At 60.2% G+C, this 22,697-nt stretch carries 16 protein-coding genes; 11 read left to right on the top strand and 5 right to left on the bottom strand.

The genetic code is table 11. The annotated features are described in order from the left end of the window. The first annotated feature begins 92 nt into the window (after positions 1 to 92). The 4 genes from ASC74_RS32630 (at position 93) to ASC74_RS10855 (ending at position 3,930) form a co-directional block, all read left to right on the top strand. Positions 93 to 857, top strand: a complete 765-nt coding sequence (locus ASC74_RS32630; RefSeq protein ID WP_442965774.1) for a methyl-accepting chemotaxis protein — start codon at positions 93 to 95, stop codon at positions 855 to 857. 190 nt (positions 858 to 1,047) lie between these two features. Further along, complete coding sequence (locus ASC74_RS10865; protein ID WP_056741386.1) at positions 1,048 to 2,169, top strand: glycosyltransferase family 4 protein; 1,122 nt, start codon at positions 1,048 to 1,050, stop codon at positions 2,167 to 2,169. After that, positions 2,162 to 2,938 (top strand): DUF2334 domain-containing protein, encoded by a 777-nt coding sequence (locus ASC74_RS10860; protein ID WP_056741385.1) that lies wholly within the window; start codon positions 2,162 to 2,164, stop codon positions 2,936 to 2,938. The genes ASC74_RS10865 and ASC74_RS10860 overlap by 8 nt, the downstream gene beginning before the upstream one ends. Then, entirely contained in the window at positions 2,935 to 3,930 is a 996-nt protein-coding gene (locus ASC74_RS10855; protein ID WP_056741384.1) for a lysylphosphatidylglycerol synthase transmembrane domain-containing protein, read from the top strand. Before ASC74_RS10860 ends, ASC74_RS10855 begins: the two co-directional genes overlap by 4 nt. A 37-nt stretch (positions 3,931 to 3,967) precedes the next feature. Here the strand turns inward: ASC74_RS10855 and ASC74_RS31840 are convergent, their stop codons facing one another. Continuing rightward, a complete protein-coding gene (locus ASC74_RS31840) occupies positions 3,968 to 4,144 on the bottom strand; it encodes a hypothetical protein (protein WP_177338847.1) in 177 nt (58 codons plus the stop codon). 65 nt (positions 4,145 to 4,209) lie between these two features. Then, positions 4,210 to 5,058 carry a formyltetrahydrofolate deformylase gene (gene purU / locus ASC74_RS10845; RefSeq protein ID WP_056741382.1) on the bottom strand — a complete coding sequence of 283 codons (849 nt, stop codon included), beginning with the start codon at positions 5,056 to 5,058 and terminating at the stop codon, positions 4,210 to 4,212. Between the two features lie 340 nt (positions 5,059 to 5,398). Between purU and mvaT the strand changes: the two genes are divergently transcribed. Then, a complete protein-coding gene (gene mvaT, locus ASC74_RS10840; protein WP_007933316.1) occupies positions 5,399 to 5,776 on the top strand; it encodes a histone-like nucleoid-structuring protein MvaT in 378 nt (125 codons plus the stop codon). Positions 5,777 to 5,876: 100 nt separating this feature from the next. On the opposite strand, the gene sbcB is transcribed toward mvaT, so the two are convergent. Next, positions 5,877 to 7,307: an exodeoxyribonuclease I gene (gene sbcB, locus ASC74_RS10835; protein ID WP_056741381.1), complete on the bottom strand. Its 1,431-nt coding sequence runs from the start codon at positions 7,305 to 7,307 to the stop codon at positions 5,877 to 5,879. Positions 7,308 to 7,490: 183 nt separating this feature from the next. On the opposite strand from sbcB, the gene ASC74_RS10830 reads away from it, so the two are divergent. The 6 genes from ASC74_RS10830 to ASC74_RS10805 are packed head-to-tail and all read left to right on the top strand — an operon-like array spanning position 7,491 to position 14,207. Next, positions 7,491 to 8,216, top strand: coding sequence for an RDD family protein (locus ASC74_RS10830; RefSeq protein WP_056741380.1), 726 nt, complete (start codon positions 7,491 to 7,493; stop codon positions 8,214 to 8,216). After that, positions 8,213 to 9,190, top strand: a complete 978-nt coding sequence (locus tag ASC74_RS10825) for a stage II sporulation protein M (RefSeq protein ID WP_056741379.1) — start codon at positions 8,213 to 8,215, stop codon at positions 9,188 to 9,190. Before ASC74_RS10830 ends, ASC74_RS10825 begins: the two co-directional genes overlap by 4 nt. Further along, positions 9,177 to 10,721 carry a hypothetical protein gene (locus ASC74_RS10820; protein WP_056741378.1) on the top strand — a complete coding sequence of 515 codons (1,545 nt, stop codon included), beginning with the start codon at positions 9,177 to 9,179 and terminating at the stop codon, positions 10,719 to 10,721. The genes ASC74_RS10825 and ASC74_RS10820 overlap by 14 nt, the downstream gene beginning before the upstream one ends. Then, positions 10,718 to 11,881 carry a DUF4350 domain-containing protein gene (locus ASC74_RS10815; RefSeq protein ID WP_056741377.1) on the top strand — a complete coding sequence of 388 codons (1,164 nt, stop codon included), beginning with the start codon at positions 10,718 to 10,720 and terminating at the stop codon, positions 11,879 to 11,881. The genes ASC74_RS10820 and ASC74_RS10815 overlap by 4 nt, the downstream gene beginning before the upstream one ends. After that, positions 11,878 to 12,879: an AAA family ATPase gene (locus ASC74_RS10810; protein WP_056741376.1), complete on the top strand. Its 1,002-nt coding sequence runs from the start codon at positions 11,878 to 11,880 to the stop codon at positions 12,877 to 12,879. The genes ASC74_RS10815 and ASC74_RS10810 overlap by 4 nt, the downstream gene beginning before the upstream one ends. Further along, positions 12,876 to 14,207, top strand: coding sequence for a DUF58 domain-containing protein (locus ASC74_RS10805; RefSeq protein WP_056741375.1), 1,332 nt, complete (start codon positions 12,876 to 12,878; stop codon positions 14,205 to 14,207). Before ASC74_RS10810 ends, ASC74_RS10805 begins: the two co-directional genes overlap by 4 nt. A gap of 29 nt (positions 14,208 to 14,236) precedes the next feature. Here the strand turns inward: ASC74_RS10805 and ASC74_RS10800 are convergent, their stop codons facing one another. Beyond that, a complete protein-coding gene (locus ASC74_RS10800) occupies positions 14,237 to 18,544 on the bottom strand; it encodes an Ig-like domain-containing protein (protein ID WP_056741374.1) in 4,308 nt (1,435 codons plus the stop codon). Beyond that, positions 18,537 to 22,640 carry a neuraminidase-like domain-containing protein gene (locus ASC74_RS10795; protein ID WP_056741373.1) on the bottom strand — a complete coding sequence of 1,368 codons (4,104 nt, stop codon included), beginning with the start codon at positions 22,638 to 22,640 and terminating at the stop codon, positions 18,537 to 18,539. Before ASC74_RS10795 ends, ASC74_RS10800 begins: the two co-directional genes overlap by 8 nt. Positions 22,641 to 22,697 lie beyond the last annotated feature (57 nt).

Here is a 22,697-nt window from a genome sequence, read left to right as displayed (position 1 = left end):
AACGTATTCACGGTTCGATCCGCGAAGTGTCGTCGGCCACCGGGCAAGTCAACGAAGTGGCTCTGCGTGTCGTGGCCGCCTCGAACTCGTCGATGTTCAACTCCGACCAACAGGCTTCGCGCACCAGCAGCGTGGCCGCGGCGATCAACCAGCTCGGCGCCGCCGCTCAGGAAATCGCCCGCAATGCCGCGCAAGCATCGAGTCAGGCCAGCGATGCCCGCAGCCTGGCCGAAGACGGCCAGCAAGTGGTGGATCGCAGCATTGTCGCGATGAATCAGCTGTCGCGCATGCTCAGCGCCTCGAGCACCAACATCGAATCGCTGAACAGCAAAACCGTGAACATCGGGCAGATTCTCGAAGTGATCACCAGCATCTCCCAGCAAACCAACCTGCTGGCGCTCAACGCGGCCATCGAAGCGGCGCGCGCCGGTGAAGCCGGACGTGGTTTTGCCGTGGTGGCCGACGAAGTGCGCAACCTGGCGCACCGCACTCAGGAGTCGGCGCAACAAGTGCAGACCATGATCGAGGAGCTGCAAGTCGGCGCCCGTGAATCCGTCAGCACCATGAGCGACAGCCAGCGCCACAGTCAGGACAGCGTCGAAATCGCCAACCTGGCCGGCGAGCGCTTGAACAGCGTGACGTTGCGTATTGGCGAGATTGACGGGATGAACCAGTCGGTAGCCACGGCGACCGAGGAACAGACGGCGGTGGTGGAGTCGATCAACGTCGACATTACCGAGATCAACACACTGAATCAGGAAGGGGTGGAAAACCTGCAGTCGACGTTGCGGGCGTGCTCGGACCTTGAGCAGCAGGCGGCGCGGTTGAAGCAGTTGGTAGGCAGTTTCCGTATCTAACGTCTGATAGGGCCCCATCGCGAGCAAGCTCGCTCCCACAGGTTCAACGCCAGACCTTGTGGGAGCGAGCCTGCTCGCGATGGCGGTCTGAAATACACCGCAAAAACCTCACTGACACCCCGCCACAAAACCCCAACCGAACATCTATCCTTCATAAAGGTCAACCAAGGGAGAACAACGGACCGGAGGGATGTTCATCGTGCATATCGCTGACATAACCATGTTCTACGCCCCTGCCAGCGGTGGCGTGCGCACTTATCTGGATGCAAAACACCGTCGCCTGAGCATCAAGCCGGGCATTCGCCACAGTCTGTTGATCCCAGGGGCTTACTTCAGTGAACAGGATGGCGTTTACACGGTTCCGGCCCCCGCCCTGCCCTTCGGCAAGGGTTATCGTTTTCCTCTCCGTCTCGCGCCATGGCGCAATGTTCTACAGGATTTACAGCCCGACCTGATCGAGGTCGGCGACCCCTACCTCACCGCATGGGCGGCCCTCGACGCCCGGCGGCAACTCGATGTCCCGGTGATCGGCTTTTATCATTCGGACCTGCCGCTGCTGGTCAGCAATCGCATGGGCAACTGGGTCACCACCAACGTCGAAGCCTATGTCAGCAAACTCTATGGCAACTTCGATCGGGTTCTGGCGCCCAGTCAAGTCATGGCCGACAAACTGATCGGGCTGGGGGTGAAGAATGTTTTCGTGCAACCGCTGGGCGTCGACTTGCAAACCTTCAATCCCACGGCACGAGACACGGGCCTGCGGGCCGAATTGGGCATTGATGAAAACACTCATTTGCTGATCTTCGCCGGGCGCGGTTCCAAGGAAAAAAACCTGCCGGTGCTGCTCGACTGCATGAAATGCCTGGGCCGACGTTATCACCTGCTGCTGGTAGGTTCGTCGATGCCGGCCGCGGTGCCGGACAACGTTACCGTGATCGGTGAATTCTGTACGGCGGCACACGTGGCGCGGTTGATGGCCAGCGCCGATGCGCTGCTGCACGCCGGTGACCAGGAAACCTTTGGCCTGGTGGTTCTTGAAGCCATGGCCAGTGGCATTCCGGTGGTGGCCGTGGCGGCCGGGGCCTTTCAGGAAATCATCACCGATCAATGCGGCCTGCTCTGCCCGCCGAATAATCCATTGGCGATGGCCAACGCAGTCCGCGAGCTGTTCAGTTCGGGCAGCGTGGTTTTGGGCAAACAGGCCCGCAGCCATGCCGAGCGGCATTACTCCTGGGACACGGTGGTCAACAGCCTGCTGGGGCACTATCACGCCGTGCTCGGCAGCCACTGGCCCCTTACGGCCAATGGTTGAGCCCATGAACCTGCCCAGCCTGTTACTCGTGCTGCACGACGTCGCACCGCAAACCTGGGCCGATTATCAATCCTTTGTCGATGCCGTCGACGCCATGGGCGAGGTGCCGATGACCTTGCTGGTGGTGCCCAATTTCCACAAGCACAACGATCTGGAGGAGCATCCGGGATTTCGACGTTTGCTCACCCGTCGTATCGCCCGAGGTGACGAACTGGCTTTGCACGGTTACTTTCATTGCGATGAAGCGCCCACTCCCACTACGCCACGAGACTGGTTCATGCGCCGGATCTACACCAACGAAGGCGAGTTTTACGGCCTGTCTCAAGACGCCGCCCTCGCCCGCCTGCGCGCCGGCATCGAAATATTCCACCGTTATCACTGGCCGCTGGAGGGCTTCGTCGCCCCGGCCTGGTTGATGAGCGAAGGGACGCGCCAGGCCTTGCGCCAGTTACCCCTGAGTTACACCAGCGATTCTCAGCATCTGTATCGTCTGCCGGACTTCAGCGCGGTTGATGCGCCAGGGTTAGTCTGGAGTGCGCGCAGTGCCTGGCGCCGTGGGTTGTCGAGGCTGGTCAGTGATCAACGCGAACAACGCTGGCAGCAAGCACCGGTGATTCGTCTTGGCTTGCACCCGGTCGATATGCGCCACGAGTTCTCGCGCACTTACTGGCTGCAAACCCTCAAGCGCTTGCTCGACGAAGGACGCGTGCCGATGACCAAGGCACGCTGGCTGGCGCTGCAAAGCGACCGTATCGGTCGCGCCGCATGAGTCGCGGGATTCTGCTGCTCGTCGCGCTGCTCGCTGCGGTGCTGATTCCGTCGCTGCTGGGCGGTAACGAAACCTGGTATCGGCTGCGAAGCTTTCCGCTGACATGGCTGCTGATCATGTTCGGCATGATCCTGCTGTGCTGGGTGCTGAACACGATGCGCTTGCGCCTGTTACTCGGGGATCAACGCGACAAGGTGGGTCCGCTAAAAAGTCTCGGGGTGGTGATGGCCGCCGAATTCGCCTATTGCGCAACACCGGGCGGCAGCGGCGGACCGCTGACGATCATGGCGCTGCTGGCGCGCAATGGCGTGCGTCCAGCCAGGGGTAGCGCCGTGTTTGCCATGGATCAGCTGAGCGATTTGCTGTTTTTTCTCTGCGCGCTGAGCGGGATCCTGATTTATGCGTTGTTCCAGCACCTCAGCCAACGCATGGAATGGCTGCTGACCGTCAGCGCCATTTCGATGTTCGGCGGGTTGTTCAGTTGCGTGGTGGTCGCCCGCTACCATCGAATACTGATTCGTCTGAGCGGTCGGTTGCTCGCTCGCCTGAATGTCAAAACCACCACACGCCTGCGCTGGGCGCGAAAACTCCTGCACTTTCTGGCGGCATTCACGGACACACTGAAGCTGCCCTTTCAGACGCTCATCACGGTGTTTGCCCTGACGTGCCTGCATTGGATCTTGCGCTATAGCGTGCTGTATCTGGCGTTGCGTGGGCTCGGGGCGGATTTGCAGTGGGCCTGGAGCTTTCTGATCCAGATGCTTTCGCTGAGCGCGGGGCAGTTCAGCCTGTTGCCGGGCGGTGCCGGGGCGGCGGAGTTAACGTCGGCGGCGCTGCTGGCACCAATGGTGGGAAAATCCACCGCGGCGGCGGCGATTCTGATCTGGCGGGCGGTGACCTATTACTTTTATCTGGTCGTCGGCGGGCCGGTGTTTTTACTGATGCTTGGGCGGCCGCTGCTGAAGAAGTTGATGAAGTTCAAACAGGCGTAGGAGCTGCCGGAGGTTCGGGCCGCGTTCGGACGATCTTTTAGGGCTCCCCGGTATTATCGTCGGACTCCGGATTCAACTGTTCCCACAACTCGGCAGCACCGGGAAACTCCGTGCCGTCTTCAGGGTTCATGTCATCCGGGTCGTAACGACTCAAACACCCTTCGCCCAACGTGGCAGGAGCCTTGGATGTCGCTTTGTCGAGTGGATCGGCCATGGTCATGTCCTCGCTCTACACCGATCGTTCCCACGCAGAGCGTGGGAACGATCAACAGCAGGCTGTCAGAACACGACAGTTTTGTTGCCGTGCACCAGCACCCGATCTTCCAGGTGATAACGCAGACCACGGGCCAGCACCATCTTCTCGACGTCCCGACCGAAACGCACCATGTCTTCGATGCTGTCACTGTGGCTGACGCGAACGACGTCCTGTTCGATGATCGGACCGGCATCCAGCTCTTCGGTCACGTAGTGGCACGTAGCGCCGATCAACTTCACGCCACGCAAAGATGCCTGGTGATACGGCTTGGCACCGACGAACGACGGCAGGAAGCTGTGGTGAATGTTGATGACCTTGTGAGCATATTCGCTGCACAACTCGGGCGGCAGGATTTGCATGTAGCGGGCAAGTACGATCACTTCGGCATCGTGCTGTTTGACCAGGCGCGAGACTTCGGCGAATGCCGGCTCTTTATCCTGCGGATTGACCGGTACGTGGTAATACGGAATCCCGTGCCACTCGACCATGCTGCGCAAGTCGTCATGGTTGGAAATCACGCAGGAAATTTCGCAATCCAGCTCATCACTGTGCCAGCGATGCAGCAAGTCGGCGAGGCAGTGAGACTCGCGACTGGCCATCAGTACCACGCGCTTTTTCTGCTCGGTATCGGTGATGCGCCAGTTCATCGAGAACTCTTCGGCAATCGGTGCAAACGCTTCGCGAAAGGCATCGATACCAAAGGGCAGCGAATCGGCACGAATTTCGTGACGCATGAAGAACCAGCCACTGAGATTGTCCGAGTGATGGCTCGCTTCAGTGATCCAGCCGTTATGGGACGCCAGAAAGTTACTGACTTTAGCAACGATGCCGACGCGGTCCGGGCAAGCAATCACCAGCCGAAAAGTGCGCATGAGGGTCAAACTCCAGAACTTCGCAAAGGCGGCCATTCTAGCGATTGCGCAGCAAAACTGCAGTATTGATGACGTTTGGCCCGACACAAAGGTAAGCGGCACAGGTTCTGGCAGCACCTGCAACCCGCGCGATGGTGTTCCTGTTGCCAATCTTCAAGTGCCCAATTGTGAATATTCGTGATGACTGCATCACACTATTTAACTACACCGGCAATTTATGCCCTATTCACCGTAACTAATTTAAATAAAACTCCGGTTATATGTTTACTTGATGAAACACCCTGACTATTATTGCCGCACTGTCACCTGCCATCCAGCGCCCCAACATAAGGTAGTCCTCATGTCCTTGATCAACGAATATCGCGCCACCGAAGAAGCTATCAAAGAGCTGCAAGCCCGTTTGAAGAACCTGTCCCAAGACGACAAACTGCAAACCGAGCTGGAATTCGAAGGCAAACTGCGCACCCTGATGGGCGAGTACTCCAAGTCTCTGCGTGACATCATTGCGCTATTGGATCCAGAGTCCAAAACCAAAGCACCACGCGGCGGCGCAGTAAAAACTACTGGCACCAAGCGTGCTCGCAAAGTTAAACAATACAAAAACCCGCACAACGGCGAAGTCATCGAAACCAAAGGTGGCAACCACAAAACTCTGAAAGAGTGGAAAGCCAAGTGGGGCGGTGACGTGGTTGAAGGCTGGGCTACCCTGCTGGGCTAAGCCGCAGAGCTTGTCGCAGACTCATCCGCGACAAAAAAGAACGCCAGCATCTGCTGGCGTTTTTTTATGCCCGGGATTCAGCACCCGGACATTTTCGATTTCAAAGATTCAAACGTTTGCGTAATGCCTGGACATAATTCTGCCATTCATTCAGCACCTCTCGCTGAAACGATGTAGCCGTACTACTCCATTGGGCTGCAGCCTCTACAAAAGTTTCCAGCGTATTTGGCGCCCCCCACTCGGGGGCTGACAAACGTTGCTGACAGAATATTCGCCAGCGCTCTTGCTCTTCGAAACTCAACGTATCGGGGAAGTTGCGTGCGCGATATCGAAACAATAATTCAGGCAATCGTTCATCATCGAAAGGCCATTGTTGTTGCGCTAATTGAGCCGGGTCGGCAGACCTGACTTGCTCACAAAGACGCCGATCCCGATCACCGATAAAACCATCGTATAACTGTTGCTCAGGGTCTTGGCTCGAGGTGAAATCTTCGCTGGCGTAAATCGCCTGAACTTTATCTCGCCAAACTGTTTGTGCGTCACTTAGCCGCAGCACGCGCTCTTGGTAGAGCGACATATCCAGCCCCAAACGTTGCTGATCTTCAGTGCGAAGTACCGACAACGGCGCCACCACCGGGCATTTATTGATGTGGATAAGTTTGAGCGGCACCGGCAACTCGCCCTCGACCAAGTCATCGCGGCGGGTATACAGCCGTTGGCGCAAGGTGTCGGCATCAAGATCGAGCAAGCCCTGAGGGTCCAGATGCAGGTCACAGACAATCAAGGCGTTCTTGTTGCGCGGGTGCCAGGCCAGGGGCAGCACCACACCGACATAATTGCGCGCCGCTGAAAAGCGCCCCGAGATATGCACCATCGGCTGCAACAGACGAATCTGATCCATCACCTTTTGTTTACCGCGCAACTGAAACAACCAGTCATACAACTTCGGCTGCTTTTCCCGGATCAGACGCGCCAGGGCGATGGTGGCGCGAACGTCCGATAGCGCTTCGTGAGCGTTTCCGTGATCAATGCCATTGGCGGCGGTCAGGCGTTCGAGTTTGAGCGTTATCCGCCCCTCGTCGTCTGTCGGCCAAACGATGCCGTCAGGGCGCAAGGCATACGCTGCACGCACCACATCGATCAGGTCCCAGCGGCTATTGCCGCCCTGCCACTCGCGTGCATAAGGGTCGAAAAAGTTTCGGTAAAGACTGTAACGGGTCATCTCGTCATCGAAACGCAACGTGTTGTACCCCGCCCCACACGTGCCGGGCGCAGCGAGCTGGGCATGCACCCGGGTCATGAAATCGGCTTCGCTCAAGCCTTGCTCGGCCAGTCGGCCGGGCGTGATACCCGTGATCACGCAGGCTGCCGGATGGGGCAGGATGTCTTCACTGGGCTGGCAGTAAAGGTTGACCGGCTCGTCTATTTCATTGAGATCGAAGTCAGTGCGAATCCCCGCCATTTGCAGCGGGCGGTCGCAACGGGGGTTGATGCCAGTGGTTTCATAGTCGTACCAGAAGATAGAGGTCACGGGCTATTCCTGAACTGAAGATCGGCGAAGTCTAGGCGTTCACATCCCGCCCCGGCCAGTAGTCTCGTCATTCAATCACCTCCGACCACTTACCGTGCAATACATAGTTATGTCGTTTTCCCCCGAGAGGCTGCTAGCATCGGACGGACATCGAATCCCGAACAGGCCACATCAAGGTTGCCCATGCTCGAGACCACAGCACTGCCAAGGAAAGCGACGCTGTCCCCGCCACTGGATACGCGGTATCAAGTCGAAACGCCGGAAGGCATCGACTTGCCATTGCGCCCGGCCGGGTTGATGGTTCGTGCGCTGGCGTTCTCCATCGATCTCGGGCTGCGCGGGTTGATCGTTGGCCTGCTGTTTATTGTCCTGGCGTTCCTCGGGAAACTCGGTGCAGGGCTCGGCTCGATTCTGCTGTTCGTGGTGAGCTGGTGGTACATGGTGCTGTTCGAAGTGCTCAATCAGGGTCGTTCGCCCGGCAAGCAATGGCTGGGCCTGCGGGTGGTGCAGGACGATGGCACGCCGATCGGCTGGTCTGCTTCGCTGCTGCGCAACCTGCTGCGATTTGTCGACATGCTGCCGTTCGGCTATTTCCTCGGGGCCATCAGTTGCCTGCAACATCCCACCTTCAAGCGCCTCGGCGATCTGGCTGCCGGCACGCTGGTGATCTACCGCGAACAACCGCTCACCCGACCGCAACTGCCTGACATCCAGCCCCGGCGCCCGGCCTTTGCGCTGACGCTGACCGAACAACGCGCCATCCTCGGGTTTGCCGAACGCCAGGGTGAACTCTCTGAAGCACGGGTCAAAGAGCTGGCGGCCATACTCGCGCATCCGCTGCAGGTGTCGGCGCCAGGGGCCGTGGACGAACTCAATGGCATCGCCCGCGGCTTGTTGGGCCCCACATGAAGCAAAGCCTTTTCGAAACTCGCCACAAGGCCGAATGGGAGCAATTTGCTCTCGTGCTTGAACAACTGGAGCAAGGCAAGGAAGCCGAGCGAGTCGCTGGTTTCCCCAGCGATTATCGTCGTCTCTGCCAACACCTGGCGCTGGCCCAGGAACGTGGTTACAGCAGCTTTCTGATCGACTCATTACAGCAACAGGTGCTGCGCGGGCATCAACAGCTTTATCGCCACCGTAGTCGACTGGGTGCCAACGTGCTGGGCTTCATCCTGGCTGACTTCCCGCGACTGGTACGCGAACAATGGCGTTTCGTACTCGCCGCCGGCCTGATGTTTTTTGGCAGCCTGATCGGCATCGCACTGCTGGTGTATCTGTTCCCCGACCTGGTCTACAACCTGATCCCGGCCGAGCAGGTCAGCGAGATGCAAGGCATGTACGACCCCGAGGCCGGTCACCTGGGGCGTTCGGCGGAACGGGCGGCCAGTGAAGACTGGGTGATGTTCGGTTACTACATCATGCACAACATCGGCATCGCCTTTCAGACCTTCGCCAGCGGTTTGCTGTTTGGCCTGGGCAGCGCGTTTTTCCTGCTCTTCAATGGTTTGATGATCGGCGCGGTGGCCGGGCACCTGACGCACATCGGCTACGGGCAAACCTTCTGGTCATTCGTGGTTGGCCACGGCGCCTTCGAACTGAGTGCTATTGCCCTGGCCGGTGCCGCCGGCCTGCAACTGGGCTGGGCATTGATCGCGCCGGGGCGCCTGCCCCGCTCCGAAGCCCTGCGATTGGCGGCGCGAAAGAGCGTACTGCTGATTTGCGGGGTCATGCTGTTTCTGCTGATTGCGGCGTTTATCGAAGCTTACTGGTCGTCCACAATCGGGGTCACGCCAATGACCAAATACCTGGTCGGTGCAGCGCTCTGGTTGTTGGTGGCGACTTACCTGCTGTTTGCCGGACGGACCCGCCATGCGCCTGAGTGACGCCACGGTAGTGATCCGCCCGCGCACGACCTGGGAAGCCATGGACCTTGGCGTCCTGCTGAGCCAGCGACATCGGCGCCTGCTGATGACCAGTTGGGCCATCGTGACCTTGCCGATTTTCGCCCTGCTCAGCTGGGTGCTGTGGGATTCGCCCTCCCTCGTCGTGTTCATCTTCTGGTGGCTGAAACCGGCGTTCGACCGCCTGCCGCTGTACATCCTGTCCAAAGCCATGTTTGGCGAAACGCCCACCCTGAAGCAGGCGTTGCGCCAATTTCCGCGGCTACTCCAACCGCAATTGCTGGCGAGTCTGACCTGGCGGCGCCTGAGCCTGAGTCGCAGTTTCCTGATGCCGGTGGTGCAACTCGAAGGGCTGAGTGGGCAGCCACGACAACAGCGCTTGCAGGTGCTGTTGCAGCGCAACGCCGGTGCCGCGCGGTGGCTGACGATCATCGGCGTGCATCTGGAAAGCGCGTTATGGATCGGCCTGATGGTGCTGTTCTATATGTTCTTGCCGCAACAGGTCGAACTCGACTGGAGCTGGCAGACCTTGATCACCGCCGCTACACAAGACTGGCGATGGCTGGAACACCTGACCAATGCCTTTTACGCACTGGTGCTCATTGTCTGGGAACCGATTTATGTCGCCTGCGGCTTCAGCCTTTATCTGAATCGGCGCACGGTGCTGGAGGCCTGGGATATCGAGCTGGTGTTCCGCCGCATGCGCCAACGCTTGAGCAGCGCCGCCGTCACCCTGCTGCTGGCGGTGTTCCTGTTGATGCCGACAACGCAAACCGTATGGGCCGCCGAGCCAGTCATTTCACCCGACAGCCCACGCCTGCTGGACCAACCGCTGACCAGTCAGGCGTCCCGGGACAGCATCAAGGCGATCCTCGATCAGCCTCCGTTCAAGAACAAGGAATCGGTCACACGCTATCGGTTTGGCGAGGACCAACCCGCCGCCGACACGGCGGACGATGACCCAACAACCGAATGGCTGGAGGCGCTGCTCAAGCTTCTGGACAACCAACGCTTCGGCACCGTGGCCTCTCTGATTGAGATCGTGCTGTGGGGGGTGTTAATCGGTGCCATTGGTTTGTTGATCTGGCATTACCGTGACGGGTTGCAGGCGTTCGTCAGTCGCCGACCGGCTTTGAAAAGCAAGGTCGCGCGGCCGTTACCGCAACAGGCTTTCGGCCTGGACCTCAACCGCGAAACCCTGCCTGCCGACATCGCCGCCAGCGCCGAACGCCTCTGGCAAACCCACCCTCGTGAGGCCCTCGGATTGCTCTATCGCGGTCTGCTCAGCCACTTGCTGCACGACTTCGACATGGCGCTGAAACCCGCCGACACCGAAGGCCAGGTCCTGGAGCGCATCGAACACCTGCAACAACCGGCCTTGCTGGCCTTCAGTAAAAACCTGACCGGGCACTGGCAGAACATGGCCTACGGGCATCTCTTGCCTCCCGCGCATTTGCAACAGGAACTCTGTGACGGCTGGCGAGCCCTGTTCGGCCCGGGAGCATTGCGTTGAACCGGCAACGTTGGCTGGCGGTCGGCGTGTTCATCGCCGTGCTATTGATCGCGCTGAGTGTTTATCTGTACATCAAGGCGACGCCCTATCAGGCAGACATAGATCACGGCCCCTCACCCGAAGCCCAGGCCAACCCCTATCTCGCTGCCGAGCATTTCTTGCGCAAACAGGGCCTGTCGGTGAGCCACGCCAACAGCCTCGACATTCTGCCGACCCTGGAGCCGCATCAGCACAGTCTGTTGTTGCTCGGGGACCGCTACAACATGACTCCGCGCCAAGTCGATCAGCTATTGAACTGGACCCGGGCCGGCGGGCGGCTTTTGTTTGTTGCCCAGTCGCTGTGGGATGAAAAGACCGGCCAAAGCAACGACCTGTTGCTCGACCGGGTGCAGCTGCATCAGTCGCTGAGCAAAGACCTCAAGGACCCGCCGCCCGCCATCGACGACGATCCTTATCCCAAGCTGACCAAGCTGTATCTGGAAGACGAAAACGCGCCGGCCTACGCCAGTTTCGATACCGCGTTCCATCTCGAAGACCCGAAAAACCTCGCGCAAGCCTGGGCCAACAGCGGCAAGGCCACGCACATGATGCAGCTCAATCACGGGCTCGGTTCGATCACCGTGGTCACCGACGCCGACCTGTGGAAAACCCCGGCCATCGACCACTACGACAACGCCTGGCTGCTCTGGTACCTGACCGCGGACACGAACGTGACCCTGCTGTTCAACACCGATCACGACGGATTGCTGACCTTGCTCCTGCGCTATTTCCCCCAAGCATTGGTCGCCCTTTTTGCCCTGATCGGTCTTGGCTTCTGGCACGTCGGCGTGCGCCAGGGTCCGTTGCTGGAACCGGCCCCGAGAGCCCGCCGTCAACTTCAGGAACACCTGCGCGCCAGCGCCGATTTCATGTTGCGCAGAAACGGTCAGCAGCACCTGCTGCAAACCTTGCAGCACGACATCTTGCGCCGTGTGCGGCGCCGTCATCCCGGTTTCGAACAACTCGGCGTTGCCGAACAATGGCTGGTGCTCGCACGCCTGACCGGCCAACCCACACGCGCTATCAGCCAGGCCATGAGCCCGCGACCGAAGCAGCGGCAGTCCAGCGCTGAATTCAGCCGTCAGGTCGCCCACCTGCAAACCTTGAGGAACGCCTTATGAGTGAACAGATCGAGCCCGGCGTACAGAGCCACGCTGCGCAGCAACGCCAGCGCGCCAGCCAATTGGCCCAAGCGGTAAGAACTGAACTGCAAAAAGCCGTGATCGGCCAGAACACCGTGATCGACGACGTCCTCACCGCCCTGATCGCCGGCGGCCATGTGCTGCTCGAAGGCGTGCCGGGGCTGGGCAAGACGTTGCTGGTGCGCGCCCTCGCCCGCTGCTTCGGCGGTGAGTTCGCACGTATCCAGTTCACCCCGGACCTGATGCCCAGCGACGTCACCGGGCACGCGGTGTACGACTTGCAAACCGAGCAATTCAAACTGCGCAAAGGCCCACTGTTCACCAACCTTTTGCTGGCCGACGAGATCAACCGCGCCCCGGCGAAAACCCAGGCCGCGCTGCTCGAAGCCATGCAGGAACGCCAAGTCACCCTCGAAGGCCGCGCCCTGCCCATCGTGCAGCCATTCATGGTGCTCGCCACACAAAACCCCATCGAACAGGAAGGCACTTACCCACTGCCGGAAGCCGAGCTCGATCGCTTCATGCTCAAGGTGCGCATGGATTACCCCGACGCCGATCAGGAGCTGAACATGGTCCGCCAGGTCAGTCGCTCGACCCGGGCCGACATGCTCGATGTGCAACCGCTGCGCACCGTGTTGCAAGCCAAGGACGTGCTGGCCTTGCAACGCATCGCCAGCGATCTGCCGCTGGACGATCAGGTCCTCGATTACGCCGTGCGCCTGGCTCGCACCACCCGCAACTGGCCGGGCCTGATCCTCGGCGCCGGGCCTCGGGCCTCCATCGCCCTGGTGCGCTGCGCCCGTGCCCGCGCCTTGTTGCGCGGCGGCGAGTTTGTGATCCCGGATGACATCAAAGGCTGCGCATTGGCGGTGTTGCGCCATCGCGTGCGAATCGCCCCGGAGCTGGACATAGAAGGGCTGGACGTCGATCAAGTGCTCAAGCAACTGCTCGATCAAGTGCCGGCACCGCGCCTGTGAAACCCTCGCGCCTGTTGTTGATCTGGCTCGCGATCCTGCTAGCCATCGGCATCGTGCTGGGCGCGTTGCGGGCATTGGACATCGAGGTTCCATCAAGCCTGTTGTCGATCAACTGGGGATTGCTGCTGGCGCTGCTGGCCTTGGCGATACTCGACGGCGTCCGTCTCAAACGACTGCCCTCGCCTCGTGTACAACGGCAGATGCCCGGCAGCCTGGCACTCGGTCGATGGGGTGAAGTACGGCTAGAGGTCGAACATGACTTTCACCAGCCACTGAACATTCAGATCTTCGACCACGTACCGGACGGCCTGAGCTTCGAAAACCTCCCCCTGTCGGTCGAATTACAACCCGGCCAGCAAAGCCAGATCGGCTATCGCCTGCGCCCGCTCAAGCGCGGACATTTCACCTTCGAACACTGCGAAATCAGCCTGCCGAGCCCATTGGGTTTATGGTCCGACAAACGCCTGGTCAACGTGGCCGATAACACCCGCGTCTACCCAGACTTCGCCCGTCTCTACGGCGGCCAACTGCTGGCGGTAGACAACTGGCTCAGCCAGCTCGGCGTGCGCCAGCGCCAACGTCGCGGCCTGGGTCTGGAATTTCATCAGCTGCGTGAATTCCGCGAAGGCGACAGCCTGCGCCAGATCGACTGGAAAGCCACGGCACGACAACGCACGCCCATCGCCCGTGAGTATCAGGACGAACGCGACCAGCAAATCATCTTCATGCTCGATTGCGGCCGCCGTATGCGCAGCCAGGACGGTGAACTCGCCCATTTCGATCACGCACTGAATGCCTGCCTGTTGCTCAGCTACATTGCCCTGCGCCAAGGCGATGCGGTAGGCCTGAGTACGTTCGCCTGTGACCGACCGCATTACCTCGCCCCGGTCAAAGGCACCGAGCAACTCAAGGTCCTGCTCAACACCGTCTACGACCTCGACAGCACCCAACGCCCCGCGGATTACCAGGCCGCCGCCAACCAACTGCTGGCCCGCCAAAAACGCCGGGCGCTGGTGGTGCTGGTAACTAACTTGCGGGATGAAGACGATGAAGAACTGCTGACCGCCGTCAAACGCCTGAGCAAACAGCATCGGGTGCTGGTGGCGAGTCTGCGCGAAGACCTGCTCGACACGCTGCGGCACACGCCGGTGCAAACCCTGGACGAAGCCCTCGCCTATTGCGGCACGGTGGACTACTTGAACACCAAGGCCGAACTCCATGAGCGCTTGAGTGCTCATGGCGTTCCGGTGCTGGATGTGCGGCCGAGTGAACTGGGCGCTGAACTGGTAACGCGGTACTTGGCTTGGAAAAAAGCAGGGGCCATTTAGGGAACGCCTCACCGACATTCGAGCTCTGACTACTCAAGAATCTTCAATGTAATAGATGCTTTCGAAACACCAACCGGGTTTTTCAACACGCCACCAATTATTACGTCCCCGACAGCAGTGGCGGAATAATCGACTTTGGCCCAACCAAATACGTCACTGTATGTCGATGCGAACACCTTTTCATTGATTTCCCAGTCCACCCGTCTTCCTGATTGTGGAGTCACACCAGCAATAACCCGTACCGCAATCACCGAAGATTGCCCGACTTTGAGAAGGGGAGGATTAGCGTAGATACCCAGTAACAATGCAGCCGGCAAAGGCTTCACCATAATCCGCTGTATCTTTGAACCCGGTAAGCCGGAAGCCTGCGTGGCAACCAGATCATGCTCCCCGGTATCCGATGTCATAAACGTAACCGACGCGACACCATCGGCGTCGGTAAGCGAATCTGGCAATGAGCGACCCGCGAAACTCCAATTGATCTTGATACCTTCAAAGGGCTGACCGCCAGGAGAGCGAACGACCTTGGCCCAGGCATTGACCTCATAACCGGTATAAGTGACTGGCCTGTCACACGTGAGCGACTCAATGACCGGAACCACTCCGCCATACAGCAACGGCGCCATGTCCCAGCCACCCACACCGCCCTCCACCATCGCCACCACTACGTTGTCCTGATTGGCGGCCAGGGTAAAGCCCAACCAGGCAAACCCGTCGGCATCGGTCAACCCGGACGGCAAGCGTGAACCGTTCAACTCCCACATGACACTCACACCCTGCAACGGCTCGCCGGTGCGGCTGGAGACGATTTTGACCCGCACCCGCGCAGGCTCCTGCCCCGTGCCGGCCACTTCAATCAACTCAACGATTTTGCGCGGTTCGTTCAGGGTAAAGCCCAAGGCATTCGACTCCGAGTACAGCGCATCCCCCGCCGTCGCCGTCAGTGGTGTGATACCGGGAACCCTCGGTTTGAAGCGTATCCGGGCAACTCCGTAGTAATTCGTGGTCGTGGTCACTTCACCCAACTCGGGGCTGCGCCAGATCACCTTAATCTCGGCCATCGGCTTGCCGTTGATCGACGAGACGACCGTCACTTGTTCCTCCAGTGCCTGACCCCAGTCCAGTCTTTGCTCAGCCTGGCCGCTGGCGCGAAAACTCACCACTTGTGAGCCGGGGCCTTGGGACATGGCGTTGGCTGGGGACAGCCTGGCCAGCTTCGATGCCCCAAAGCACAGGGCGAAGCTGCCATCCCGCTGATCGCCGACAGCAAATTCGTATTGCAGTCCTACATCGGAAAAGTATCGGGATTCGCCGGGGGCACCCAGGTTGAACGTGATACCCAACTCTCCAGGTCCGGCGCCCATCATGCCGAGTGTCAGGGCTCGACCGAACAATGGGCTGCCGGCCTGCGCACTCAATTCGAAGAAGTGCCGGCCCTTGCGCCGGGGAAAGTAAGTCTTTTCTCCCCAGGCCACAGGCGGCAACCCATCGAAACTGATCAGCAGGTCTTGCCAGGGGTCACTCGCCAATGCCGTCACGGCCGTGGACTGGCGAACCTCATTGTTGTCATACAGGCTGAGCACCGAAACTTCTATGTCATGGCGCTGAGCATTCTGTGGTTCAAAGTCAAAACCGGACCAGCCATCCGCATCGGTCTTTATCGCGCGGGATTGCCCTTGCACCGTCCAGTTCACCGGCACCTGGGCGACGGGCTTCCGGGTAAAGAAAGAAAACACCTGGCCCCAGACCCAGGCAGGGTCCTGACCGACAATTGGGTCGACGACCGGGGTATTCAGGGTTTCAATTTGCAATTTGTTATCACCCAGGCGCATCGTCGTGGCCGCCGACGTCAGCGTCAGTTGCGGCACCTCCAGCGCCAGGGCGAACTCACCATTGCGGGGGCTGCGGGTGAAATCCAGCTGCCACTGCACGCCGCCATCGCTGAACACCAACGGCTGGTCCAACGCCGGAATCACCGTTGCGTTCAACTCCTCGCTCGGGGTGCCTGTCCAGATCAGTCGTGCGTTCAACCCCACCAGCGGGCTCAACGCATTGGGCAGGACGCTGAATCGGTGCAAGGCACCCAGGCACGGATACAGCGTGTCGCCACCCATCGTGGCGTGAATCTGGTCGAGCACGGCACTCGTTTCATCAGCCAGGTCGAACGAGAGCAAACGCCCGAGCAGCGAACGAGGTTGGAGTTCCTCAGCGGTCAGGGTCAGATAAAACACGGCACTGTGGCTGGTGCCGATCGACGAACTGACTGGCCATTCCCAGCCACCGTCCACCGCCGTGGGCGCGCCGATGGTCAGCCCCGGATTGTTGCCGGGATCGGTGGTCAACCCCAGTGGTTTGCCCACCACCGGGCTGTCGGGCGTGGGGATCACTTTAAAGCGATGGGCCTCGCCCCGCCGACACACCAGCCCCACCGTGGCCAGTTCGACCCGTTGGTCATCCAGGTAAAAGTCGACCCAGCCTTTCCATGGGCTGCTGGCCACGGGCGTCACGTCGAACTGGCGCACGATCGGCACCATCTCCGCGTGAGCCCTGACCTTGGCGGTCACGGTGTAATCCCGGGCCTCGGTCGGCCTGTCCAGCACACTGGCCCAGCCACCCGCGCCGGTGATCGTGGGGACAGTGCCGTTGGGCCCCTCCCAGTCCACCAGCGCATTGACCACGGGTTCACCGTTGCCGCTGGCAATCATGTGCAACACCTGTATGCGCAGCAGCACCGACTCTTGTTCGTCGACCACCGGCGAGGTGTTGCTGGCTTGCACATCGCCGATGTTGACCAGGTTGCGGGCCAGGGACATGCGTTTGTCCAGTGATCGGCGCAGCAACCGTGAGCAGCTCAGTGACAGCTCGAACTGGCCGTCGAGCCAGTCATCACATTCCAGGCTCCACTGCGGTTGCGTATCAGTGACCGGCACCGGTTCTTCAAGCGCGGGCTGCACCCGCACACCCAATTCGTCGGCGCTGACACCCGCCCATTGCAGTGCCACCTCGCTGCCGATCAAGGGGCTGTCCTCAGGCAGTTGCAAGGTCAACAGATAAGTCGATCCGCGATTGGGGTAGCCAGTCTTTTCCGCCCAAGGCGTTGCTCTCCCTTCGGTCACCACCCGCACGTCACGCCAGGGGTCTGTGGCCAGTGCCTGCACGGTCAATTGATGAGTAAAGACGCCGCTGACGTAATACAAACTCTCCACCGTCGCCTCGATCACATGCAGCCCCGCCGTCGTCGGCTGAAAACTGACGAATGCCCAGCCATCGTCATCGGTGGCGACGGGTTCATCGAGTGGCTCCCCACCGATGCTCCAGGTGACCTTGCAGTCGCGCTGGGGCTGACTGGTGTAGAACGAAATGACCTGGACGCCGAGGCGAACCTGTTCCTCATATTCCACCACCGGGTAATACGCGGCCTCCAGTACGTCCCGCACGTCCCGCCGATGGTGTCCCAGTAAAACACTGACTCCATAGGCGTCGGCGCTGTACTGACTACGCAGAGTCAGCAATAGCGACGGCCTTTGCTGATCGTCTATCCATGGACAGTCGAGTTTCCACCCGGTACTGAGGGGCTGGTCCGTGCCCCACGGTGGTGTGGCGACTATCGCCTCCTGCGGATTGTCCTCCAGGCTCAGCGCTGCCGCGGTGCCGGACCACGGAGAATCTGCTAGTGGCACCAAAACCAGATCGTGGATAGCGCCATAACACAAGTACAACGGGCGATCCGCCGCACGGGGCTCGCCGTCGAACATCACCTGCTGCAATTGCATGGGTGGCAGGTGCAAACGCAACCTGAGCCGGGCAACGTGGATTTTCGAACGCATGCCGCCGGCCGGCTGCGGGGGGCTGACGATGCTGACGCGAATCTTATCGCCGGCGGCCAGGGTCCGTGGCAAATCGCGTACAGTCTTGATCGGCTGGAAGTCCAACGGCTGAGCGTCATCCGGGCCGGCCTGTTGCCCATCGCGCAGTTGCGGGTGCGTAGGATCGAGGGGTAACTCGATCTTTTCTCCGCTACACAGTAGTTCCACCAGCAGCCAGCCCGCGGCGGTGCTGTAGGTCTCATGCAGAAAGCTGAGGACATAGCGGGTATCGGCGCTCGCGGCCTTCGGTACCGTGAGCACCTGGCTGACCGAGGCGCCGTCGCTGGCAATCAGGTAGCTGATGTCAAGGGCAACTTCGTCCGGATCACTATAGTAGGTGCTGCCAATGCCGATGTTGCGCGAGTTGGGCGGATCTTTCACCCAGGGGTCCGTGCCTTGGCCGAATTCGCCGTTGATGATCAGGCTTTCGTCAGCCTGAATGATCGGTTCAATGATGATCACTTCACTCATGAACAATTGCTCCCGCGTCTATCCGCTGTGCGGCGCGCGACTCGGCAGCGGTCACCAGATTGCGCACCTTGAGGGCGAAAGAAGGGTCGCCCGCCCGCGCCGTATAACGAACCCGCAAAATGACGTCAGTCAATGAGGCGAGCTTGGCCTCTTGCGGCTTCTTCTTCGGCCAAGGCCAATTCAATTGCCAGTTCGAAACCGCACCAGTGCATTCGAAGGGGTTGAGCAAGCCTTCCTCGGGTTTGATCGCGGTCATGCCGGTATCGGCAAGGCCGGTCGACAACGCGATCTGTTGCCCGCTGCGCAGATTGATCTGGATATCCGCCGGCGCGACTGCCGCCACTGGCGCATACAGATATTCCACCGAACGCGCCGAGGCTTTGGTCGCCGTCATGCTGCTGATTTGCAGCAGGGTGGCCTGGACATTTTCGTAAGGTCCGGCCAGTACCGGCAGGTCGACTTCCACCGAACTGATCTGGCGGCAGTAATGCCCGGGGTGATCGCGATCGAACGACAGTTGGCTGAGCTTGAATTCCAGCAGGCCGGTGCTCTGAAGTTCCTCGAGCGCCAGTTTCCAACTGGCCAGGCCGGTTTGCGGGTCCAGGGGATCATCAAACAATTGCCGCAGCGACACCGTCTTGATCAACTCCAGGCGCCGTTCGTGGCGTTGCAGGTATTCACGCTCCATGCGCAACAGGTGCCCGCGCAAATGCTCGCCAGCAGTCAAGCCATGACGGTTGTCGAGCCAGACCTGGGGCAACGGAATCTGCGTGTCATAGTCCCCGGTCTCGGCACTCATCGAGGCCTGGGCATTGAGGCACAAACTGACCACTGCATCGTAAGCCTGATAGTGCAGCGCCTTGAATTGGCCCACCAGCCAGCCGAACAACTCGGCATTGGTGGCGCGTTTTTGCAGAAAGCTATACAGCGCCAGCGCCTGGCTGTTGGCACGCAGGGTGTGATCCAGGCTGGCCCTGGCGGAAGCAACGGCATGGGTTTGTGCATTGATCTGCTCGGTGATGGCACTCACTTCCGCGAGTGCTTGATCGCGCTGCAATTGCCAGTCAGCGCGACGACGACGGTAGGCTTCAGTGGTGGCGCTTTTTTCCGCGTCCAGTTGCAGCAGTGTCGCGGCCAGATCCAGACCATGGACCACGGCGTCGGGGAGTTTTTCCAGGCGAAACCCACCACTGGCCACGCCAAAAATGTTCGGTGCCACGGCCGCCACCGCACCGGCGAACTTGATGGCCTTGGTGGCATAGCTCAAGCCCTTGGCTTCATGCAACGCGTTCATGACGCTGTATTCGACCTCGGTGATGTTCTGTTCATAGCGCTGGTTATAAGCATCCGCTCGCTGCTGGGCCATCGTTCGGCTCTGTTGCAGTGCGCTGATACTGGCCTGCAATTGCGCAATGTTGTGTTCCTGAACGGTTTGCGCGTAAGTCCCCAGCTCCACCAACTGGCCCTGCTGCAGTTGCTCCATCTCGGCGCGGTCGCGCTGTTCAAGCAGACGGAGTAACTGGCTGCCATAGTCTTGAAGGGTTTGCACTGCGCGCAACGCAGCCTCGAACATGATCCGCCAGCGAAACGCCACCACCACCAGGTGCCCCCCCATGGGTCGCGGCGCACCGATACCCCCGGCCGCCAGGTCGCGCAGCAATTGATTGGGATCGGTGGGCGGGCTGAACAAGGGCACTTGTAACGGTTGGCCATCCAGCGTCAGGTTGTTGCGCAAGTTATACAGGCGTCGGCCGGGGAGCTCGAACAGGTCCTGCAACTGCTCGTTGATCGGCAGCTTGAACGGTTCGCAGGCCAGCCGGCCGAGCAATGGCGCAGTCTTGGCCCTGGCAGCCAACTGGCCCACATTGAGGACAAGGGATTGTTCGAATGCCTCCAGCGCCGGCCGCGTGGTGGCGCTGCTCAACAAGGTGTCCACCGTCGCCGGCGTCCAGCGGTTGACCGTGCGCGCCGTGGGCGGATTGCCCATCAGGAACTCCGCCTGGACGTAACACAGCTTGGCCGCCACCAGACTGTCGCGGCTGAGCTGGCGGTAATACCAATCGCCCCAGGCCATCAGGTTCTTCACGTATTCAGTGAACGCCAGAATCTGGAAATGCCCGGGGTTTGAGTAACCGATAGCGTCCGGGTCGGTCGGCGCATCGGCTTCGCATCCGGGGTTGGCCTTCTTGGGGTTGGCCAGCGGTCGGCAGCGCCAGTAACGCGGTTTTTCCGGAGCAGGCGTCGCCACTTCCGGGGCTTGAGGGTCAAACAGGTAATGCAACCAGTCTTGCGCCTCGGCGTAGCGGTCTTCGGCCCGCAGGCGCGCCGTCACCAGCAACGGCAAGTGGCAATGCAGCTCCCAGAAGAACAAGCCATTGGCTCCGTCAAACGCACCGTTGGGTTCGCTGATCGTCCCGCCGGTGGGCGATGGCTCCGTCCGGTGCTGCAACGACCAGTCCAGCACGGCATCGACTGAAATGGCGGAGGCCTGCACCAGTTCGGGCCCATGCAGGGAGTTGAGGCGGACATACTTGAGCCACGGGGCCAATTGATTGAAGTCCAGGAATTGCGCGCCCGAAGGGTGGCTGCGGTTCAGCGTCGGCGTGACAAAGCCCCGGAGCTGATTAAAGTTCAGTACGTACCTTTTACGTCCCAGGCCGTCGCCTGCGGTGAGGCCGCCGAATTCAAAGGTGGCCTCGGTAAAACTCTCCCGACGCACCGCCATCCAGGGTGTGCGCCATCCACCCTTCTCGGGGAATGATCCGGTGATGGGGTCAGGGTCGCCGCTATTACTCATCATCAGTTTCAACTCGAATGTCTTGCTTGAGTCCTGGCCGGTCTGATTCTCCAGGCACTCACCGCACACCAGCAGCACATCCTCCTCCCCGGTGCCGGTGGTTTTCTTGCTGCGCAACACCACCGCGTGCAATGCGTAGAAATCGGTCAATCTGCCGGCAGGGTTTACGGTGTCGGTCATCGTCGGACGGTTCAGTGACAGGATCGAATGCTGCACCGTGTCGCGGTCGACAAACCGGTACTGGGCCAGCAGGTTCATGAACGACTTATCGCTGTCGATCTGGCGAAACAGCACGTCCCTGGCGGCGTACACATTCTCTTCGGTGTCATCTGGCCGTAGAAACAACACACACAGCTTGCCCTTGGGGTGCAGCTCATCGACAACCACGGTGGCGACAAGCCGCGCCGCGGCGGGAGTGACGTTGTCACCTTCGCTGCTGTGCAAGGACAACGGCCCCGACCACTGACCGTTCTGGGTCATGAAGGCGACATTGATGTCCAGCCGGTGCGGCGCGTAATCGGGTTGTCCCTGGGTTCCACGCTTCTCCCGCCAGTCGGCCCAGACCACGCACAGCCGTCCGCTCCAGTACACCGGCCGCATGTCCAGTACCAGCCCGGTGGTGGGAATCTCCACCGGCTGCCATTCGCTCCAGGCAGCCGGGTTGACGGACGTCGAGGTTGATTGAAGGACGATATCGGCCTTGCGCCAGAAGTACTGGAAAGGCTGCACCCGTTGCCGACCGATAAAGTAATAGTCCGCGCTGGTGGCCGACGCGCCATCGATGTAGCCACTGATCACGTCGAGGTTGCAGATCTGCTCGAACGTTTGCAGGTAATCCTGCAGGGCCATCTGCACCGAATCGGTGGTCAGGCGCGATTGGTTCAGGTTGTTTTCCAGGGCTTTGAACAGGCTGGTCTTGCGCTGGCGCACGAACGGGTTGATGTAGTTTTCCGGGTAGGCGGCGATCATCTGCAACGCTGCCCAGTCCGGGTAGTTGCTGTAGAGCTGCCACAGGTTCAACTCATCCTTGTCGAACTCGACGTCGCTGTAACCCGGCTCCAGTTTGCGGTATACCGCGTGAATGTATTGCTGGGCGCAACTGATCGCCTCGGCGGCCCAGGAACTCTGCACCGCGTAGCTGTCCAGCGGGTCGAGGCGCAGCAGTTCGAACAGGTCCGCCGGGGTCCTGACGAATTTATAGGTGTCGTTGGGTGCTGCCTTCTTGACCTGGCCAATGCAATAGTCGACCAGGGCTGAGCGACGCTGTTCGAGCAAGCCGGCGATGTTGATGCGATCCATGATGCTGTCCTCAAGACATGAGTCGATAGCGTTCGACGGCGCGGCGAGCCACTGCAG

It is taken from the genome of Pseudomonas sp. Root329, from assembly GCF_001424925.1.
Classification (GTDB): domain Bacteria; phylum Pseudomonadota; class Gammaproteobacteria; order Pseudomonadales; family Pseudomonadaceae; genus Aquipseudomonas; species Aquipseudomonas arabinosi.
The sequence above is the reverse complement of the archived record's forward strand: the minus strand, read 5'-3'. Positions and strand labels throughout refer to the sequence as shown.

What these genes read in the sequence shown, in the direction of transcription:
- ASC74_RS32630 (WP_442965774.1), top strand. Translation starts at nt 93, where the DNA reads ATGTTCAACTCCGACCAACAGGCTTCGCGCACCAGCAGCGTGGCCGCG.
- ASC74_RS10865 (WP_056741386.1), top strand. Translation starts at nt 1,048, where the DNA reads ATGTTCATCGTGCATATCGCTGACATAACCATGTTCTACGCCCCTGCC.
- ASC74_RS10860 (WP_056741385.1), top strand. Translation starts at nt 2,162, where the DNA reads ATGGTTGAGCCCATGAACCTGCCCAGCCTGTTACTCGTGCTGCACGAC.
- ASC74_RS10855 (WP_056741384.1), top strand. Translation starts at nt 2,935, where the DNA reads ATGAGTCGCGGGATTCTGCTGCTCGTCGCGCTGCTCGCTGCGGTGCTG.
- ASC74_RS31840 (WP_177338847.1), bottom strand. Translation starts at nt 4,144, where the DNA reads ATGGCCGATCCACTCGACAAAGCGACATCCAAGGCTCCTGCCACGTTG.
- purU (WP_056741382.1), bottom strand. Translation starts at nt 5,058, where the DNA reads ATGCGCACTTTTCGGCTGGTGATTGCTTGCCCGGACCGCGTCGGCATC.
- mvaT (WP_007933316.1), top strand. Translation starts at nt 5,399, where the DNA reads ATGTCCTTGATCAACGAATATCGCGCCACCGAAGAAGCTATCAAAGAG.
- ASC74_RS10830 (WP_056741380.1), top strand. Translation starts at nt 7,491, where the DNA reads ATGCTCGAGACCACAGCACTGCCAAGGAAAGCGACGCTGTCCCCGCCA.
- ASC74_RS10825 (WP_056741379.1), top strand. Translation starts at nt 8,213, where the DNA reads ATGAAGCAAAGCCTTTTCGAAACTCGCCACAAGGCCGAATGGGAGCAA.
- ASC74_RS10820 (WP_056741378.1), top strand. Translation starts at nt 9,177, where the DNA reads ATGCGCCTGAGTGACGCCACGGTAGTGATCCGCCCGCGCACGACCTGG.
- ASC74_RS10810 (WP_056741376.1), top strand. Translation starts at nt 11,878, where the DNA reads ATGAGTGAACAGATCGAGCCCGGCGTACAGAGCCACGCTGCGCAGCAA.
- ASC74_RS10800 (WP_056741374.1), bottom strand. Translation starts at nt 18,544, where the DNA reads ATGAGTGAAGTGATCATCATTGAACCGATCATTCAGGCTGACGAAAGC.
- ASC74_RS10795 (WP_056741373.1), bottom strand. Translation starts at nt 22,640, where the DNA reads ATGGATCGCATCAACATCGCCGGCTTGCTCGAACAGCGTCGCTCAGCC.